This is a genomic window from Mangrovibacter phragmitis, from assembly GCF_001655675.1.
GTDB classification, from domain to species: Bacteria; Pseudomonadota; Gammaproteobacteria; order Enterobacterales; family Enterobacteriaceae; genus Mangrovibacter; species Mangrovibacter phragmitis.
In genome coordinates, this window is sequence record NZ_LYRP01000033.1 from 65714 (window position 1) to 83139 (window position 17426).

At 52.9% G+C, this 17426-nt stretch carries 17 protein-coding genes; 6 read left to right on the top strand and 11 right to left on the bottom strand.

What is annotated here, in order from left to right:
• Positions 1-70 precede the first annotated feature (70 nt).
• The 5 genes from A9B99_RS15885 to A9B99_RS15905 are packed head-to-tail and all read right to left on the bottom strand — an operon-like array spanning position 71 to position 5054.
• Positions 71-1156: an ABC transporter ATP-binding protein gene (locus tag A9B99_RS15885; RefSeq protein WP_064599140.1), complete on the bottom strand. Its 1086-nt coding sequence runs from the start codon at positions 1154-1156 to the stop codon at positions 71-73.
• Complete coding sequence (locus tag A9B99_RS15890) at positions 1143-2105, bottom strand: carbohydrate kinase family protein (RefSeq protein WP_064599142.1); 963 nt, start codon at positions 2103-2105, stop codon at positions 1143-1145. Before A9B99_RS15890 ends, A9B99_RS15885 begins: the two co-directional genes overlap by 14 nt.
• A gap of 2 nt (positions 2106-2107) precedes the next feature.
• Positions 2108-2947, bottom strand: coding sequence for a carbohydrate ABC transporter permease (locus A9B99_RS15895; RefSeq protein WP_064599144.1), 840 nt, complete (start codon positions 2945-2947; stop codon positions 2108-2110).
• The gene (locus A9B99_RS15900) at positions 2937-3845 is read right to left on the bottom strand and encodes a carbohydrate ABC transporter permease (protein ID WP_064599147.1); all 909 of its coding nucleotides are present in this window, start codon (positions 3843-3845) and stop codon (positions 2937-2939) included. The genes A9B99_RS15895 and A9B99_RS15900 overlap by 11 nt, the downstream gene beginning before the upstream one ends.
• A gap of 9 nt (positions 3846-3854) precedes the next feature.
• Positions 3855-5054, bottom strand: coding sequence for an extracellular solute-binding protein (locus A9B99_RS15905; protein WP_231889210.1), 1200 nt, complete (start codon positions 5052-5054; stop codon positions 3855-3857).
• A 308-nt stretch (positions 5055-5362) separates the two neighbouring features.
• On the opposite strand from A9B99_RS15905, the gene A9B99_RS15910 reads away from it, so the two are divergent.
• Positions 5363-6535, top strand: a complete 1173-nt coding sequence (locus A9B99_RS15910) for an ROK family transcriptional regulator (RefSeq protein WP_064599151.1) — start codon at positions 5363-5365, stop codon at positions 6533-6535.
• A gap of 84 nt (positions 6536-6619) precedes the next feature.
• Here the strand turns inward: A9B99_RS15910 and A9B99_RS15915 are convergent, their stop codons facing one another.
• The 3 genes from A9B99_RS15915 to A9B99_RS15925 all read right to left on the bottom strand — a co-directional run bounded on the left by A9B99_RS15915 (position 6620) and on the right by A9B99_RS15925 (position 8576).
• On the bottom strand, positions 6620-7102 hold the full coding sequence (locus tag A9B99_RS15915; RefSeq protein WP_064599154.1) for a cold-shock protein: 483 nt from the start codon (positions 7100-7102) through the stop codon (positions 6620-6622).
• A 189-nt stretch (positions 7103-7291) separates the two neighbouring features.
• The gene (locus A9B99_RS15920; RefSeq protein WP_064599157.1) at positions 7292-7537 is read right to left on the bottom strand and encodes a DUF2543 family protein; all 246 of its coding nucleotides are present in this window, start codon (positions 7535-7537) and stop codon (positions 7292-7294) included.
• Positions 7538-7685: 148 nt separating this feature from the next.
• The gene (locus tag A9B99_RS15925; protein ID WP_064599159.1) at positions 7686-8576 is read right to left on the bottom strand and encodes a LysR family transcriptional regulator; all 891 of its coding nucleotides are present in this window, start codon (positions 8574-8576) and stop codon (positions 7686-7688) included.
• A 319-nt stretch (positions 8577-8895) separates the two neighbouring features.
• On the opposite strand from A9B99_RS15925, the gene A9B99_RS15930 reads away from it, so the two are divergent.
• From A9B99_RS15930 to mmuM, 3 genes are all read left to right on the top strand, one after another.
• Positions 8896-9573, top strand: coding sequence for a type 1 glutamine amidotransferase domain-containing protein (locus tag A9B99_RS15930; protein ID WP_064599161.1), 678 nt, complete (start codon positions 8896-8898; stop codon positions 9571-9573).
• 193 nt (positions 9574-9766) lie between these two features.
• A complete protein-coding gene (mmuP, locus tag A9B99_RS15935; protein WP_064599163.1) occupies positions 9767-11203 on the top strand; it encodes an S-methylmethionine permease in 1437 nt (478 codons plus the stop codon).
• Positions 11190-12134, top strand: coding sequence for a homocysteine S-methyltransferase (gene mmuM / locus A9B99_RS15940; protein ID WP_064599165.1), 945 nt, complete (start codon positions 11190-11192; stop codon positions 12132-12134). The genes mmuP and mmuM overlap by 14 nt, the downstream gene beginning before the upstream one ends.
• A 235-nt stretch (positions 12135-12369) precedes the next feature.
• On the opposite strand, the gene A9B99_RS15945 is transcribed toward mmuM, so the two are convergent.
• On the bottom strand, positions 12370-12900 hold the full coding sequence (locus tag A9B99_RS15945; RefSeq protein ID WP_064599167.1) for a DedA family protein: 531 nt from the start codon (positions 12898-12900) through the stop codon (positions 12370-12372).
• Positions 12901-13097: 197 nt separating this feature from the next.
• Here A9B99_RS15945 and A9B99_RS15950 point away from each other — a divergent pair, with 197 nt between their 5' ends.
• Entirely contained in the window at positions 13098-13862 is a 765-nt protein-coding gene (locus A9B99_RS15950) for a hypothetical protein (protein WP_064599169.1), read from the top strand.
• Here A9B99_RS15950 and A9B99_RS15955 read toward each other — a convergent pair.
• Both A9B99_RS15955 and olsF read right to left on the bottom strand, forming a co-directional pair.
• Positions 13820-14917, bottom strand: coding sequence for an ABC transporter substrate-binding protein (locus tag A9B99_RS15955; RefSeq protein ID WP_064599740.1), 1098 nt, complete (start codon positions 14915-14917; stop codon positions 13820-13822). The two genes, A9B99_RS15950 and A9B99_RS15955, sit on opposite strands and share 43 nt — an antisense overlap.
• 103 nt (positions 14918-15020) lie before the next feature.
• Positions 15021-16730: a bifunctional ornithine lipid synthase OlsF gene (gene olsF, locus A9B99_RS15960; RefSeq protein WP_064599742.1), complete on the bottom strand. Its 1710-nt coding sequence runs from the start codon at positions 16728-16730 to the stop codon at positions 15021-15023.
• 165 nt (positions 16731-16895) lie between these two features.
• Here olsF and A9B99_RS15965 point away from each other — a divergent pair, with 165 nt between their 5' ends.
• The gene (locus tag A9B99_RS15965; RefSeq protein WP_156519077.1) at positions 16896-17384 is read left to right on the top strand and encodes a DUF2946 domain-containing protein; all 489 of its coding nucleotides are present in this window, start codon (positions 16896-16898) and stop codon (positions 17382-17384) included.
• The last annotated feature ends 42 nt before the right edge of the window (positions 17385-17426 follow it).

The window sequence follows — 17426 nt, forward strand, 5'->3', positions numbered from 1 at the left end:
GAAAAACCACGCTTTTTCCTTCTTTTTCATCAATCTGAACGGGGGCTTCAGGCCCCCGTTACTACTCACATTATTCTCCTTGAACCAGCCGTTCCCCGCTGGCTTTGTCAAACAGGTGCAACCTGTCACTTTTCGCCACTAACGCCAGCGTTTGCCCAGGCCCGGTAGCAGGCCGCCCCGTAACCTGAACGTGGACGGCAAACCCCTGCCAGTCCAGATGCAGCAATGTGGATTCCCCGGTGACCTCCATAATATTCACCTGAGCGCTGGTGCCTTGTGGCGCGATAACGATGTCCTGTGGGCGTAACCCGGCAATGACCGGTTTGTCGGCCTGTAAGCGCGCGGCTTCGTGCCAGTGAGGTGGCAACGGTATCCAGAGTTCGCCGCACTGTACGCCCGGCTCGCTCTGGCGAAGCTGAATAGTGCCTTCCAGCAGGTTCATCGGCGGCGAACCAATAAAGCGGGCCACAAAAGTATTGCGTGGCTGGTCGTAGATAGTTAACGGGCTGCCTTGCTGAACAATCACGCCATCACGCATCACTACAATTTGGTCGGCCAGTGTCATGGCTTCAACCTGGTCATGGGTGACATAAATCATGGTGGCTTTAAAACGCTGATGCAGGGATTTTATTTCAGCGCGTAGCTCCATACGTAGCTGAGCATCCAGGTTGGACAGTGGCTCGTCGAACAAAAACACCTGAGGGTTGCGCACCATAGCCCGGCCCATTGCCACACGCTGGCGCTGCCCGCCGGACAAAGCTCGTGGGTAGCGGCTGAGCAATTTATCAATCCCCAGCATGGTGGCTATTTGGGTGATTTTGCTCTTTTGCGTGGTTTTATCCACTTTTTTGACCTGCATGTGAAAAGCGAGGTTTTCAGCGACGGTCAGGTGGGGATAGAGCGCGTAGCTTTGGAATACCATAGCGATATCCCGGTCTGCCGGATCAAGATCGTTTATCTGTTTTTGATTCATTAAGATAGATCCGCCAGAGGCACTTTCCAGACCAGCCAGTAACCGTAGCAGGGTGGATTTACCACATCCGGAAGGGCCTACCAGTACGGTGAAGCTGCCATCCGGGATGGTCAAATCCAGTGGGTGCAGAACAGTTTGTTTCCCATAACGCTTGGCAACTTTTACCAGTTCAACCCCGGCCATGTGACATCTCCTCTATATGGTGTTGTAGCGCCTGCCAGTCAGGGTAACTGCGTGGTGAGCTACTGATGGCATGAGCGGCAACGGCGTTTCCCCAGTACAACGCGTCTTCGGGGGATTGCGCCTGGCAAAGTGCGGCCAGAAAACCGGCATTAAAACTGTCGCCGGCGCCAATGGTGTCAACAACCCTGACCGGCTGGCCCGGAGCGTGCTGATGATATTGTGTGGTCCATAACCGGGCCCCGTTCGGGCCGCATTTCGCCACACATCCCCCCCTGGAACTGAGTTGCCGGGCAAGTTCCGCTCCGGCGTCTTCCAGGTTTTCCATCCCTGAGAGTCCCAGGGTTTCCACCTCGTTGAGCAGTAACCAGTCGCAGTTGGGTAACCAGGTATATACATCAGCGCGCAATGCTGGTGTCCAGCCAGAGGGCGGCCAGCCGGTATCCACCGCGATGCGGTAACCCTGCTTGCGCAGTTGAGGCAACAAAGTGGTGTACTGGCTGAACAGCGTGCTGCATAAAAAAGTGCCACACAGCAGGACAATATCCCCCGGGATGGCTTGTTCCGGCAGTTGTTGCAGAATGTCGTCGGCACTGAGACGAGTGATATGGCCGTAATTGCTGAGAAATGACCGCTCTTTGTCCGGGTGTGTTACGCCCACAGTGAAAGAGGTTTCGCAGGCATAGCCCGGCCAACCGGCAGCACTTTCCGGGAAGTATCCGGCGAGCCACGGCGTGAAAGCATCATTGCCCTGGCAGGAAATAGCCCGGTGGGGAATTTCCATTGCCGAGAGAGCCAGTGCGCAGTTCCCGGCTGAGCCACCAGGGCGCAGCGCACTGTGCTCCATCATGGCTTCTGTGCCAGGTGAGGGCCACTGTGTCAGAGTACCCATAATAATATCGACATTGATATTGCCCGCGACATACAACACAGGCGTGGTTAAATTGTGCATAGTTATCCTTTACTTCCACCGCTGGCAAGCCCACCCACCAGCGTTTTTTGCAACCAGATAGCAATAAACAGTGGCGGAACGGATGCCAGAATGCCGACTGCGGCTATCAGGCCGTCATCGGTTGCGCGCCCGGCAGTAAAACCGGCAATCGTAACGGGCAGCGTTTGTGCGGCAAGGTTGCTGGTAAACAGTAATGAGTAGAAAAATTCATCCCAGGCCAGGAGCCAGCCAAACAGTGCAGACGCTCCCAGCATCGGTTTTGCCAGTGGCAGCGTGATGCGCAACAGAACCTGCCAAAACCGCAAACCATCAAGCCGTGCGGCCTGTTCAATATCGCGGGGCAGGGTATCGAACTGGTTTTTGAGCATCCAGGTGAGAAAAGGCAGGATAAGCGAGCAATAAACCAGAACCAGGCCAGTGCGGGTATTAAGCAGCCCGAGTTGTTCAAGAATAAAATAGAGCGGCAGTACAAAGGCCACGGGCGGCACCATGTAAATGCCCAGGCCGGCATACAACCACCCTTCACGGCCTGGATAGCGGGAAAAACTGAACGCAGCCGGGACTGCAAGCACCAGCGACACCAGCGTAGCCCCACAGGCAACCAGAATGCTGTTTAACAGTGCGTGCAGAAAAAGTGCGCCTGGCTTACCTGGTGCCAGTGAAACCAGGCTTGCATAGCGGCTGAAATCCCACTGGCGTGGCAACCATTCAAGGGGAATGCGGGTGAGGTCGGCGGTAGAGCTGACACTCATTAAAAATAGCCACGCCATCGGGCCCAGAATAGACAACGCCACGATCAGGGCAGCCAGGTAACGCAGAAAGGTGCGAATTTTACGCTTCATGGGCGGTACTCCTGCGGCGTTGGCGTAATAGCATCAGCAGGTAAACAGCAATCAGCACGCCGCACATCAGTGCCATCAGAATGGCATAAGCCGCACCACTGCCTGCCCGCATATAGCTGAACGATTCCTGGTAAACGAAAAAGCTCAGGGTTTTGGTGCTGTCCATAGGCCCGCCACGCGTCATAACGTAGATGATGTCGAAAACTTTGAAGGCATCAATGGTGCGCAGAACCAAAGCCACGCCCAGTGGGGCAACAATGGCCGGAAAGGTGATGGCGCGAAAACGCCGCCACGCACTGGCACCATCAAGCCTTGCCGCTTCATACAAGTCTTCCGGTATGGATTGCAATGCTGCAAGCACCAGTAAGGTCACCAGTGGATAGTTTTTCCAGATATCGGCAAACATCACGCTATTCAGTGCGGCGTCGGTTGAACCCAGCCAGGAGCGGTAGCTGTCCAGAATACCCAGTTGAGTGAGCAGGGCATTGATGCTGCCGTAATCCGGGTTAAAGTTCAGCCGCCACATCATGGCGTTAACAATGGTGGGGAGCGCCCAGGGCAGGATCACCAACACTCTCAGAATGTTGCGCCCGAGGAATTTTTGGTTAAGCAGCAGCGCCACTAATACGCCCAGTACACCCTCGATAGCCACAGTAACAATGGTGAAGTAGAGTGTGCGACCAAATGCATCCCGGAAATCCGGGTCAGTCAGGGCGTATAAGTAGTTATCCAGCCCAACATAGTTTGGGCCGGTTCCGGTGCTGATAAGCGCTGCATCGGTAAAACTTAACCACAGAGTGCGCAGCAACGGCCAGGCTGTTAGCAACAGCATCATGATAACCATGGGTGCTAACAGCACCCATGCCTGACGGTGTTCGCGTTGTTGCAAATTCAGCATCACGCTTCCTTAACGCAGTCGTGCCGCGCTTTTATCTACGGCTTTCATGGCGTCTTGTGGTGTGGCTTTGCCTTGTAATACCGCCTGGAGTTGTTGCTGCAGGGTATTAGACAGGCGTGAATAGTCTGCTGTTTCCGGGCGGGAAAGCATGACATTCAACGAAGTATCCGCGGCTTTAATCAGGCTTTCCTGTCCCTGAGCGACCGTCGGGTCGGTATAAGACGCTTTCCAGATGGGCAGGCTCAGTTTGGCGTATTTATCCTGTACCGGTTGTGACGTGATGTAGCTGATAAACTGCCATGCCTGTTCCGGATGCTGGCTGCCCTGCGTGATACCTAACCCCATCGAGCCATTTACCGCACCGGCTTTGCCAGGCGCATCACCCGGGGCAGGCATAATTGCGACATCACCTGCCACTTTGCTCTGTTTCGGGTCATTTGCCATGTTGTACATGTAGGTCCAGTTCAGGGCGAATGCGGCATCACCATTAGAGAAGGCTTTACGCACATCTTCTTCAAGGTATTCGCGTGAAGCCGGGTTAGTCAGGCCTTCATCCAGCGAGCTTTTCATCAGTTTCAGCGCAGCGAGCGAAGCCGGGGAACTGAAATCCAGTTTGCCGTTGTGATAGAAGCTGCCGCCAAAACCCGATACCAGCGTGGTGTAATCACACACCAGGGCTTCAGATTGTGACCAGCTCCAGACCAGCGGATATTTCACAATGCCCTTGTCTTTAATGATTTTGGCATCGTCCATTACCTGCTGCCAGGTGGCTGGCGGCTGGGTTATCCCGGCCTTACTGAGCATGGCTTTGTTGTAGTAGAGATATTTGGTATCCAGAATCCACGGCATACCCAACGTTTTCCCTTTATAAACCACGGTGTTCATGGCTCCCGGAAAAATCTTTTCACGTTCAGTATCGGGAATACGTGCACTGACATCCTTCAGCAGGTTAAAGCGGGTAAATTCTGCCGGCCAGATAGCATCAAACAGCACAACATCGTAGCCATTGGTGCCTGCGCCCCGGGCCGCGACAATTTTGTCATGCAGCGCCTCATAAGGTACAAACTCCAGGTTGACGTGAATATCCGGGTGCTGTTTTTGGAAATCACTGGTCATGGCACGAATATCGTTTTCGCTGTAGGCTGCCTGGGTCATAAATAACGCGTTGATTTGTGTGGCGGCTGTGGCGCTGGTACAAACAGCAAGCATAGCCAGCAGGGTGAGGCGGAAGCGGTGTATGCTGTGGTGACTCATGGTGTTCTCCCCCAGCCCTGTTTCCCTGGTGGCTTTTTTTTGCTGTGAGCAACCGGGTGACAGGGCGTAAAACCGTTTATGATTTATTAAATCAATTTGATTGATTTAATCAGGATGACAAAAAGGTCAGGCTGACGCCTTCACTGAGTATAGTCGAAGCAAGCTTTATGCCAGTCGCTGAGCAGGGCATAAAGTTTGCTTAACCGTTGCTATCCGCCAGGGGGCAGAAGATACTGCCCGCAGGGCCGCCAGGAAAGGAACAGATGAAGACCTCAGGAACCAACCTCGAACACGCGCGCGCGCATAACCGGCGAGTGGTTATTGAAACTATTCGGCTACATGGTGAACTGACACGGGCAGAGCTGGCGCGGCTTACCGCGCTGACGCCGCAAACCGTTTCAAATATTGTGGCGGAACTACAGCAGGCAGAAATTTTACTCAGCCATGCGCCACGCAAAGTGACCGGGCGTGGTCAACCGGCGGTTCCGGTAAGCCTGAATCCGGCCAGCGCCTGGTCGGTAGGGATTCATCTGGATCACCAGACTTTAATTATTGTGCTGGTGGATTTATCCGGTGAAATTCATTTCCGGCGACTCATTATGGTGCAAAAGCCTCAACCCGATGCCACATTTGTGCGCATTATGGCGGTGATTAATGAGATTAAAGCCTTGCCGGGGCTGGACTGGCAAAAAGTGCTGGGTGTCGGGGTGGTAATGCCCGGGCCGTTTGGTGTGGAAGGCATTTCCTCTGCCGGGCCGACAACGCTTAATGGCTGGCAGCATGTCGATGTTGCCGCTACGCTCTCTGCGCTTATTGGTCTGCCCGTCACACTGGAAAATGACGCCACGGTTGCGGCAATTGGTGAGCGTTTTCATGGTGTGGCCCGGCAACTGAGTTCGTTTATTTACCTGTATATTGGCACTGGCCTGGGAGCCGGTATTTTTACCGATGGCCATATTTATTCCGGTCATGCACATAATGCGGGGGAAGTGGGGCACATCGTGGTTCAGCCGGGTGGTAAGGCCTGTTATTGCGGGAACCATGGCTGCCTTGAGCGCTATGTCTCTTTGCAGGCGGCGTATGAGTTTTGTGGCCTTGACCCCTACCAGGCGCTGCCCGATGACTTGCTGGCTGTAGATGACTCACTGTTTGACCGCTGGGTGGAGACGGCGCTGCCACCTCTGCGCCAGGCGATCAATATACTGGAGTGTATTTTTGATGCGCAGACCGTGGTTGTGGGCGGTATGATGCCAGCGCCTTTGCTGGAGAAAGTGCTGGCACGCCTGCCACCGTTTTACCAGTCGGTACGTGGGCGTTACCTGGATGGCATGCGGGTGAAAATGGGCATGTCGGGCATGGACACCGCAGCACTTGGGGCGGCGGCTCTGCCTATTTTTGACGAGTTTAACCCACAATTTCAGGTGCTGATGAAGTAGGTGCCCAGCGCATTGGGAAAATGGGGCGTATTCACGGTGGTGTGTGAGCCATGGGCAGGTGTTTCTGCCCCGGCTCTTAATACGTCAGACTTTGAGCATTTTCACTGTTGCATCAATGTCAATTTCATCTTCAGTGAAGATGAGCGTAGTTCCCTGAAAAGTGGTGATCGCCAGTTTTTTTACTGAGCGCATCTCGCCGCTTTTTTGTGCCGATTTCGGCCTGATGCTGTTCATCAGTATACCAACAGACAACACTGCGTTTTCTTTATCAATTCGGGTGTCGACAGGCTCTTCTTCACTGTAAACCAGGTAAGACTTAATCGACGTGAGTTTTACGCGCTCACCGGCGATATACAAGTATTTACTTTCCGGTTGCACTTTCACCGCAAAGGCTGATAACCCTTTGTTATTGGTGCCAGGTTCAAAAGTGACCGCCGCATCTTTCTTAATCAGCTCAGGGTTGGATACCTTGATGACATGGAAATAGCGATTATCGCCGTTTTCATCTTTGATAAAACCAAAGCCTTTGTCCTGGAACCAGGTTGTGATTGTTCCTTTCATGGTCATTACCGCTTACTTACTCGTTGTTCACTCATTTCGCAGCGCGCAGTGTAAAGCACAATGCGCGGGCAGACTACGTCTTTGGTTTAAGTCTGACCGCTATCTTATGTAAAGGCGAGCCTGACAGGGAAATATTCAGGCGTGTTGATGCACCGGATGAGAAGGAATACTCTGCCTTTAATGCGCTTGCGGGCGTTATTCATTACCCCACTGGTTGAGGAAATTAGCAATTTCATCAATACGTTGTGCATTAATACCGGCTTCGGTTGCCATGTCTGCCTGCGCCTGCTCACTAATTTCTTCGTTATTCATTAAACGGGTAATCAGCAACTGGAAGTAGTGTGCCAGCGCGTCACGTTCAGCCTCGCTGACAGCCTGTTCAGTTTCTGTCGAATACTCATCGACGATGTCATAAAACTTGAGCGGAATGGCCTGGTTCATTGGTTGTCCCCGGAGGTTAAGTTTGTGCCTGTGGGCTGGTTTAGTGCATTGGCGTGATAATACCATTCTTGCCAGGCTTTCTGGCACAAATTGCGTAAGCCTGCATTTGCTGGTGGTACTGTCTACCAGTCCGCCACGCCGAGCGATTTCACTCGTGGCCGTTTAATATTTGTAGCAGCGTTTGCCGGGCGTGAGCCAGGCGTGGTTTGCGTAATGCACTGGGTAGCCAGATCAGGCTATAGCGAATTTCTGTGTTACTGACTGGTGCCAGTAACTGGCTGAGTTTTCCTTGTGTAATCTCGGTGCGGCATAAAAAACCAGGCATCGCTGTCCAGCCGAAACCTTTACACAGCAGGCTGCGTTGCCCGCGTAAATCTTTTCCCACTACAGCAGGGAGCAGGGCTGAACTGGGGATCTTATTTTTATCCAGCCACTCTTTAATCAGCGACAGCTCAAGGTTGTAAGCCAGAAGCGGCTCCTTGAGTAAGTCGTGAGCGAAGTTGTTGCTTTGATTCAGACGGGCGGCAATCTCTGGTGAAGCGACAGCAATAATGTTGTCTGTGAAAATGACTTCGCTTTTTAAGCGTGTATCGGTAACCGGGTGTGCGGTGATCCCCAGGTCACAGTGCCCTTCCAGCACCATCTGGGTAACCTCAGGGCCATCTCCGGTGTGCAGATGTATCCGGATTCCACTCTGGAGTAATGGCAGAAGAACGTCTGCCAGCTTTTCAGCCATAAAGTCGGAGTGGCCAATAATTTGTAATGTGCCGGAGACATCCATCGAGCGCGCTCTGGCAGAGGCCAGTGCCGATTCTGCCGCATCGAGTTTATCGCCGATATCTGCCGCTAAGTCGTCAGCGGTTGCTGTCGGGACAACCCCCTGAGATTGCCGTTCAAACAGTGGCCTGCCTATTGCGACTTCCAGCCCACTGATATGTTGCGACACGGCAGGTTGTGTCAGGTTCAGAGCGCGGGCCGCTGCAGAAATGGAGTGCTGGCGGTAAACTTCCATAAATGTACGCAATCGTATTAAAGACACGCTTCACCCATAAATTTATTTATGCCCCCGTGAAAATAGCGTTGTTACCACCTGAATGCCAGAATCTTTAAGCTGACTGCCATTAATCATCAAGACAACGGAACAGGTAACTAACATGACGCCTCAACAACAGTTCGATGATTTGTCGGCCATTCTTCGCAACATGAAGGCGTTTCAGCCATGCCAGACTGGTCGTTGTTCAGGAGAGTGCCGGGCACGCTAATCTTCGCCTTCGCGCACCTTACCAGGAGAAAATCACTGCCGCCGAAGCATTTCTAAAAAATTAAACCATCTGTACTGCCCATATTCAGGAGTAAACATGAAAATTTTAATGGTTCTGACTTCACATTCCGCATTAGGCAACACGGGTAAGAAAACCGGGTTTTGGCTGGAAGAGTTTGCGGCCCCTTATTATGTCTTTAAGGATGCAGGCGCTGAAGTGGTACTGGCTTCACCAGCAGGAGGACAGCCGCCGCTGGATCCAAAAAGTGATTTGCCTGACTTCCAGACCGCGCTAACGGAACGTTTCAAAACAGATAAAGTTACCCAGGATGCGCTGGCGAATACAGTCAAACTGGAGACTGTATCGCAAGCGGATTTTGACACCGTATTTTACCCAGGCGGCCACGGGCCATTATGGGATCTGGCTGAATCCAGCACATCCATTGAACTGATTGAGTCGTTCAACCGTGCCGGGAAGCCCATTGCGTTTGTGTGCCACGCGCCAGGTGTATTGCGCCATGTGAAAAATAACCAGGGTGAGTTGCTGATTAAAGGGCGTAATGTCACCGGTTTTACTAATAGTGAAGAAGACGCTGTTGAATTAACTCATGTGGTTCCTTTCCTGATTGAAGATGAGTTTATTGCAGCGGGTGCTCATTATTCTAAAGGCCCGGACTGGATGCCCTATGTTGTGGAAGATGGCAACCTGATAACCGGGCAGAACCCTGCAAGTTCAGAAGCTGTGGCTGCCGCTTTACTGAAAAAAGTGCAGTAACGCGCGCGAAGGCCTGGGTCACCCGTTGAGTGCACTGGTATGCATGCCAGTGCACTCGGGTATACTTGCGGAGCGATTGAGTAGATCCCCTGCTTCTGTATTGTTTTGTAAATTGTTTTTTGCATTTTACCCGCCATAACGGTATAACAGACATCATTCGGAAGTTTAGACGTCTATACGTTCAGAAGGTAATATGCAGGACTCCACCACCACATCGCACGCAGCCCAGGGGCAGGAAGAAGGGCGGCTTAAGCGCACCATGAAAACCCGCCACCTGATTATGCTCTCTTTAGGGGGCGTGATTGGTACCGGGCTGTTTTTTAACACGGGCTATATTATTTCTACCACTGGCGCACTGGGCACGTTACTGGCGTATTTGATAGGCGCACTGGTTGTCTGGCTGGTGATGCAATGCCTGGGTGAGCTTTCTGTCGCCATGCCGGAAACGGGGGCATTCCATGTGTATTCAGCCCGCTACCTTGGCCCGGCAACGGGGTATACTGTCGCCTGGCTGTACTGGCTTACCTGGACTGTTGCATTAGGGTCGAGTTTTACCGCGGCCGGTTTTTGTATGCAGTACTGGTTTCCGCAGGTGCCAGTCTGGGTGTGGTGCCTGGTTTTTTGTGTGCTGATCTTCGGCCTGAATGTGGTGTCTACCCGTTTTTTTGCCGAAGGGGAGTTCTGGTTCTCAATTATTAAAGTTATCACTATTGTGGCGTTTATTGTGCTGGGTGCCGCAGCCATCTTCGGTTTTCTGCCAATGAAAGATGGTTCTCCGGCTCCGTTACTACACAATATTACCAATAATGGCTGGTTTCCTCATGGTGGACTGCCCATTTTGATGACGATGGTTGCGGTGAACTTCGCGTTTTCCGGAACAGAGTTAATCGGCATTGCTGCCGGTGAAACGGAAAACCCACAAAAAGTGATCCCGGTTGCCATTCGCACCACTATTGCCCGGTTGATAATCTTTTTTATTGGCACTGTTTTTGTGCTGGCGGCATTAATTCCCGCGGAACAGGCGGGTGTGGTGAAAAGCCCGTTTGTGCTGGTGTTTGAGAAAGTGGGGATCCCTGGTGCTGCGGATATCTTTAACTTCGTCATCCTCACGGCGATTCTCTCTGCCGCTAACTCCGGGTTGTATGCTTCCGGCCGCATGCTGTGGTCGTTGTCCCGTGAACGCACGCTACCGGCCTGTTTCTCCCGCCTTACCCGCCGTGGTGTGCCACTCACTGCATTATCTGTAAGCATGCTGGGCGGTGTGCTGGCGCTGTTTTCCAGCGTGGTTGCCCCCGACACCGTGTACGTGGCGCTTTCGGCGATTTCCGGGTTTGCCGTGGTGGCGGTGTGGTTGAGTATTTGTGCTGCGCATTATGTGTTCCGCCGCCAGCATATTGCCGCCGGGCGGGCATTAAGTGAATTACATTACCGCGCTCCCTGGTTCCCGGTGACACCAGTGTTAGGGTTTGTTCTGTGCCTGTTAGCTTGTGTTGGCCTGGCGTTTGACCCGGAGCAGCGCATTGCATTATGGTGCGGGCTGCCGTTTGTTGCCCTGTGCTACGGCGTTTATTACCTCACTCAGTATCTGGCAAAACGTAACCAACCGGAGGTGGAACATGTCACTGATTGATCCCGTACAACACGCGTTACAACACAGCCCTTTTTTAGTGCTGGACGGCGCAATGGCAACGGAACTGGAAAGCCGGGGATGCAATCTGGCAGACAGCCTCTGGTCAGCGAAAGTACTGCTGGAAAACCCACAACTGATTTACCAGGTTCACCTGGATTATTTCCGTGCCGGGGCACAGGTTGCCATCACGGCCAGTTACCAGGCCACGCCTGCCGGGTTTGCTGCACGCGGCATCAGCCATGAGCAATCACTGGAATTAATTACCCAAAGTGCACGCCTTGCCTGCCAGGCGCGTGAGGATTACCTGGCAGAACATTCAGGTTCCCCGGCGTTACTGGTGGCCGGTTCTGTTGGCCCCTATGGCGCTTTTCTGGCAGACGGCTCTGAGTACCGTGGTGATTACCAGCGAACAGCTGTGGAGTTTCAGGATTTTCACCGCCCGCGTATTGCGGCTTTGGTTGAGGGTGGTGTGGATCTGCTGGCTTGTGAAACACAGCCTTCTTTTGCTGAAACCCAGGCGTTAGTTGGTTTACTGGTACACGAGTTTCCTGCGCTGCCAGCCTGGTTCTCATTTACGCTGCGTGACAGTGAGCACCTGAGCGATGGCACGCCGTTAGCCACAGTGGTGAGTTTTCTGAAAGATTACCCGCAGGTGATTGCGCTGGGCGTGAACTGCATTGCGCTGGAGAAAACCACGGCTGCGTTAACCATACTTCACCAACTGACTGCGTTGCCACTGGTGGTGTACCCCAATTCAGGCGAACAATACGATGCCGTGACCAAAACCTGGCACCACAGTGGTGAAGCCTGCCACCAACTGGCTCACTATTTACCAGACTGGCTGGCAAGCGGTGCCCGGTTAATTGGCGGCTGTTGCCGTACCACACCGGCGGATATCGCAAGCATTGCGGCCGGAGCACACAGCCATTAATGCTGGCAGATAAAAAGGCCCATCCGGGTGGATGGGCCAGAGCCTGATGGCAAACCTCATGTCCGCACAGAACGAGAGGGTGTCAGCCAATAAAAAAAACGGAAAATCAATTCATTGATTTTCGCCCGCTAACTAAAAAGAAGGGAAAACCACGCTTTTCCCTTCTTTTTCATCAAGCTGAGGCCCATCCGGGTGGATGGGCCAGAACAGGTAAAGTGGTGCACCACAAACCCCGTTAATTGAGCCAGGCCATTAACCAGGGCATGGCAAACGCCCCCGGGGTCAGCATGGCAAATGCCCACAGGCAGGCTGATGCCAGGTTTGCCAACTGGAATGGCAGACGTGGCATGGCACAAATGCCGCCCACCAGCGGTACAATAGCGCGTAATGGGCCGAAAAAGCGGCCTAAGAAAATACTCAGTGTGCCCCAGCGTTCGAAGAAAGCGTGGCCGCGTGCCAGTAACCAGGGCTTACGTGAAAGTGGCCACCAGTTGGTGACGTTGTCTTTGAAGTGATACCCCAGCCAGTATGAGACGCTGTCACCCAGCCATGCTCCTGCGCTGGCTGCCGCCCACAGCCACCAGAATGGCACCACGCTGTCTGCCAGCAAGGCGCCCAGTGCCAGCAAAATAACCGTGGCAGGGAGTAGCAGGGAAAGGAACGCCAGTGATTCGCCAAACGCCAGCAAGAAGACAATGGGAGCCGCCCAATAGTGGTGCTGGTTAATCAGTTCGCTCACCCAACGGGTTATTTCCTGAATGGACATACCTGTTCTCTCCCTGTGATTATTTCAGCTTAACAGCATACTGGCTGTAACAAAAACCATGGCTAAACAAGGAAGGCCTGAGCTGATTTCTTCCGTGGTATTTATCGACAAGTACCTGTGCTGGAAAAGAGATATATCATCGCTTTAAGTTAAATCAACAGGTATTATTCGGAAAAAACGATTACAGGAATGCTTAAATGGACAGACAATCGTTTGCTGAACTTTTTATTGGCATGCAGTCTCTTGTGCGGCCTTTATTGATTAATGTAATGGTGAATGATAGCGATACCCACTTGATTAGCCAGTTGCCTGTATTTGGTGGGCAGCCTTGCTGGCAGCGTATATCCAGCCTGACGCCAGAAAATTCGCAGCAGGCTTTTCTGACACTGGTGTTCCCGGGAGTGGCGCTTCCACTGGAAACTTTGGCACAGTGTACTGGCCTGGTGGTGTTGTTGTTACCTGCGGGGGCGGGCGCACCAGCTAATTTACCCAAAGGCGTCATTGTCTGGCCGGTGCAGGGGGCGTTGATGCGCGGGTTGCAGGCCAGGTTGATGACATTACTGGTGCCATTATTACAACCGGGCCTGGTCATGACGGAATGCGAAGATGTTTCGCAAATTCTTAAAGCTGGCCGGACACTCCAGCACTGCACTGTGCGTAATTATCAACCGGAAACTCTGGCGAAAAATATTACCGCACGTTTGCCGCTGGCTGAACAAAATAGTTTACTGGTGGTGCTGTTATCACCTTTTGCCCGTGGATTGCTTACCAGCTACGAAGAAGCAATGGAACAAATAGCAGTGCAAATGCGGCCCCAGGCCAGGTTGCTTGGGGGAGTCTGGCAATGCGCGATAGCAGAGCCCACCGCGCGGGTGATTGGGTTATCCGGGTTTCCGTCAGATACTTTGACCGCCAGACATTATTTGGCGACTGGCAGCCTGACCCAGAATGTGCCGCTGTAAGGGATTGGCAGGAAGCGCTGATAAAGTGTTTTCAGTGTTTGTTCCGGGTTAATGTCGGCAAATTGTTGTGGGTAGAATGTTTTTGCAAAGAATTCGACTGCCGCAACATGGTAAGGGCTGAGATAGAAATTATGCCACAATCCCCATGCGTTCCCCTGACGTACCGCATTGAGGTAGCTCAGGGGCTGTTGGGCCGCAATCGCGCGTTTAATGCTGTTTTGTGCCTGTTGCTGGCTGACCAGAGGGCCGAGTTGCAACGTGCGCCCGCTGTTGCTCATTCCCGTGCCAATGTAGACCTCAGGCTGGCTGGCGAGCAATTGTTCTGATGACAGATTACCAAAAACCCCTTTAAGCAGTGGCCTGGCAATATTGTCCCCGCCAGCAAAATCCAGTAATTGCCCCAAATTACCATGGGCGACAGTCGTGCAGCAGGTGTCTCGTCTGCCGAGGTGGAGATGTAAAAACACCGTGGGCTCAGGGCCGTGAATTGCAGCCAGCCGTTTTTTCACCTGATCCATATGTTGTTGGTAAAAATCAATAAAACTCTGCGCCCGCTGTGGCTGGTTTAATACCTCGCCCAGCAGGCGAATGCTGGGTACGGTGTTGTGCAGAAGATCGACTCGCAGATCGATTTTAATCACCGGTATGTGGGCCTGCGCCAGTAATTCAATGAACTGGCTTTCTGAATGGCTGCCCTTTGCCAGTTGCGGCAGGATAACCAGGTCTGGTTTCAGGCGGATAACCTGCTCAATGTTACTTTGATCCAGAAAACTGTCGCCCAGTTGGGTTACCGAGGCCAGTTGTGGGAAGGCTTTTAACCACACTGACCAGGTTTGCGGGTCGTACTTCGCCATATCACCCGGCCAGCCGACAATCTTATCTGCTGGGTAACCCGGCTCCAGTAAGCCCAGGGTATACAACATGCGGCTTTCACCCAACACAATGCGTTGCGGGTTATCCGGAATAGTGACCTGGCGGCCAGTAATATCAGTGACTGTTTTGGCACAAACCAGTGTGCTGAATAGCAGGCATAAAGCAACAAGCAGGGTACGCATACGGCGGGTAGCCTGAAACGAAGAATAAGGGGGTAAATGATAATTATAATCAGTTATTTTTGCAATATTGAGCCATCCCGCCAGGCTGACGGGATGGCAGCTATCAGGCATCCTGTGGCAAATGAGTGCCGATATAACGCTGGTACTTACTGCTCTTCAGATAAGTAAGGTCAACCAGAACCAGGCCATCAATGCAATCGTTGAAGTCCGGGTCGCTGCCGAAATCAATAAACTGCACGCCACCGGGTTCACACAGTTCCGAATACTGCTTGTACAGTGGCGGGATACCGCACCCCAGGTTATTCAGGCGTTGTTTGAGGTGCGCCAGGTCTTGCTGGTAATCTGTGCCCGTAAACTCCCCCAGCACTTCCGGGAGTGAAGAAGGCCAGGGGCGGCGCGACACGCCCAGAGGGCAGACAGGGGCAAACCATAAGCGGTAAAAAGCCACCAACAAGTGGCGGGCAGCCAGCGGCATGCCACCCGAAATAGACACTGGCCCAAATAAATAACGGTAGTCCGGGTTACGTGCCAGCCAGGCGCCAATGCCATACCACAGGTAATCCAGGCCGCGTCTCCCCCAGTAACGTGGCTGAATAAAGCTACGACCCAGCTCAATCCCTTGTGCCAGTATGGGTTCCATTTCCTGCTGGTAGTCGAACAGGCTGTGGCTGTATAAACCGGTGTAACCCCGTTGTTTCAGCGCATCTTTGCCGGGCATAAAACGATAGGCTCCAACAATTTCCAGCGCGTCGTCATCCCATAACACCAGGTGCCAGTAATCGTCATCCCAGGCGTCAACGTCACGGCGTTTCCCGGTACCTTCGCCCACAGCCCGAAAGGCGATTTCCCGTAACCTTCCCAGCTCACGCAAAATGGGCGTTTCCTCTGCGCCATTGCGCCGCCAGAGGTAAATACGTTTGCCATCGGGAGCGTTTCCCAGACATTCAGCCTGGCTGAGTGCCTGGCGCAGGGTTTGCCTGTCTTCCGCCGGGGCAATGCCTTTTTCCGTACGGAAATACCCTGTGTCGCGTTTCCCAAGCTCATGGACATGCTCGCGAAAGCGTACTGCCAGTTCACGGGCTGGTTGGGTCGCTTGCCAGCCATCCCAGGGAATGCGTTCACCAACTCTGACGGGTAACCTGCTACCGCGCAGGCGGAACATTTCGCGAATCAGTAACAGTAGCGATAACCCTGGTGAAATCAGGGAAGTAAGATAAAACAGTGCGCTGTTACGTGCCTGAATTCGTACTGGCAGAATCGGTGCCTGATAACGCCTGGCGAGCTTGATAAACCCGGCAGACCATGGCCGGTCACTGATTCCTTCTGGCCGCCAGCGAGCCACTTCCCCGGCAGGGAAAAAGATTAATACGCCCCCCGCGGCAAGGTGATTATCCATTTCGGTAACTGCCGATTTGCGCACCTGGTTGTTCATGTTATCCACAGCGATAAACAACGAAGAAAGCGGTTCGAGCTGGCTAAGAATGCGGTTTGCCACTACTTTGATATCGCGGCGAACGCGTGAAATGGCATACAACAGTAACAGACCATCGGCGGTGCCGGTGGGGTGATTGGCTACTACAACTAATGGCCCATGTCCGGGAATTTGTTCCAGATCCCTTGCCGGGATATCACACTGTATTTGCAAGTGCTCAAGCACCTGCTCCACCATATCCAGCCCCTTGAGGTGACGATAATCGTGCGCAAACTGCTGGAAATCCTGTTCGTGAAGTAAGCGTTTGAGCATACGCACGGCGCGCTCGCCGGGCTTGTGGTGGGGATATAACTCATCCAGTACGTTGTCGATACTAAACACGGTCATTCCTCCTCTATTTTGAGGCTGACCTTAAAGCGGTAACATGACAGGTGCATGTCAACGGGGTGACGTTCTTATGGCGTGCGGTTGGTTGCCATTTTTTTGCAACAAAACAATTTCTGTTCATGTACAATTGCGCAACATTTTGTTCTGGCAGGCCATGTTGTGTTGCATCGTTTCCACGCCAGAGCAGGCCGGGTGGGTATTTTCCTGGCTCTGCTCGCTATTTTTATGCTGTTTGTTGCGCCTGTTGTGTCAAAAGCGCTGGTGCGGCAAGGGTTGATGATGCCTGAAACAGGCAACATGCTAATGCCCGGCATGGCGATGGTACAGCATGAGCCAGCAATGGCTCATAAACACGCCGGAGAACATCACGGGATGCACCACGCATCCTCCAGGAAAAACACTGCTTATCACGATGTTGTGCACAACGACACAACCACCCCGCAGGCGAACTGGATGGATGATGCGGCTTGTGGCTATTGCCAGTTATTACTGCATATGCCGCTTATCTTCTGGGTTGCCACGTTATTATTGTGGTGCCTGATTACGTTGCGGCGCACACCTGCTGTTGTGCAGGTTTGTGTGCCGGCTCTCCAAGGGTGGTTTCGTCCATTCCTCGCCCGGGCTCCGCCTGTTTTGGCTATCCACTAACACTTATTTTGCTGTGCGGCTTTCTTGATAACTGCACAGTTG

Bases quoted from the DNA above. Each gene is read 5' to 3' on its own strand.
- A9B99_RS15950 (WP_064599169.1), top strand. From the start codon at position 13,098: ATGGACAGACAATCGTTTGCTGAACTTTTTATTGGCATGCAGTCTCTT.
- A9B99_RS15905 (WP_231889210.1), bottom strand. From the start codon at position 5,054: ATGCTTGCTGTTTGTACCAGCGCCACAGCCGCCACACAAATCAACGCG.
- mmuM (WP_064599165.1), top strand. From the start codon at position 11,190: ATGTCACTGATTGATCCCGTACAACACGCGTTACAACACAGCCCTTTT.
- A9B99_RS15900 (WP_064599147.1), bottom strand. From the start codon at position 3,845: ATGCTGAATTTGCAACAACGCGAACACCGTCAGGCATGGGTGCTGTTA.
- A9B99_RS15895 (WP_064599144.1), bottom strand. From the start codon at position 2,947: ATGAAGCGTAAAATTCGCACCTTTCTGCGTTACCTGGCTGCCCTGATC.
- A9B99_RS15955 (WP_064599740.1), bottom strand. From the start codon at position 14,917: ATGCGTACCCTGCTTGTTGCTTTATGCCTGCTATTCAGCACACTGGTT.
- A9B99_RS15920 (WP_064599157.1), bottom strand. From the start codon at position 7,537: ATGAACCAGGCCATTCCGCTCAAGTTTTATGACATCGTCGATGAGTAT.
- mmuP (WP_064599163.1), top strand. From the start codon at position 9,767: ATGCAGGACTCCACCACCACATCGCACGCAGCCCAGGGGCAGGAAGAA.
- A9B99_RS15930 (WP_064599161.1), top strand. From the start codon at position 8,896: ATGAAAATTTTAATGGTTCTGACTTCACATTCCGCATTAGGCAACACG.
- A9B99_RS15915 (WP_064599154.1), bottom strand. From the start codon at position 7,102: ATGACCATGAAAGGAACAATCACAACCTGGTTCCAGGACAAAGGCTTT.
- A9B99_RS15890 (WP_064599142.1), bottom strand. From the start codon at position 2,105: ATGCACAATTTAACCACGCCTGTGTTGTATGTCGCGGGCAATATCAAT.
- A9B99_RS15885 (WP_064599140.1), bottom strand. From the start codon at position 1,156: ATGGCCGGGGTTGAACTGGTAAAAGTTGCCAAGCGTTATGGGAAACAA.
- A9B99_RS15945 (WP_064599167.1), bottom strand. From the start codon at position 12,900: ATGTCCATTCAGGAAATAACCCGTTGGGTGAGCGAACTGATTAACCAG.
- A9B99_RS15910 (WP_064599151.1), top strand. From the start codon at position 5,363: ATGAAGACCTCAGGAACCAACCTCGAACACGCGCGCGCGCATAACCGG.